1 pseudogene is annotated in these 344 nt (G+C 58.7%); it reads left to right on the forward strand.

Annotation, left to right across the window (positions count from 1 at the left end):
- Positions 1–344, forward strand: a pseudogene (locus B7449_RS16490) (IS110 family transposase); the annotation flags it as partial.

A 344-nucleotide genomic window follows, 5' to 3' on the forward strand; every position in this document is an offset into this window, starting at 1 on the left:
TTTTTCAGGTGCATGGGATCGATAGTCTTGGGAACATTCTCGTACGCCGTCGCTTACGGCGCGGTGAAGTTCTCCGGTTTTTTGAAACACTCCCGCCATGCCTGGCCGGTATGGAAGCGTGTGGCACGTCGCATTACTGGGCGCGCTCGATTGCGGCTTTCAGACATACGGTCAGGATGATGCCGCTGGTCTATGTGAAGCCATACGTCAAGCGGGGTAAAACTGATGCCGCTGACGCCGAGGCGATCTGCGAGGCGGTGACCCGGCCGACGATGCGCTTCGTGCCAGTCAGGTCACCGGCTCAGCAGGCAGCGTTGCTTCAGCACAAGACGAGGGATTTGCTG

Origin of the sequence: Komagataeibacter intermedius TF2, from assembly GCF_000964425.1 — a bacterium.
GTDB classification, from domain to species: Bacteria; Pseudomonadota; Alphaproteobacteria; order Acetobacterales; family Acetobacteraceae; genus Komagataeibacter; species Komagataeibacter intermedius.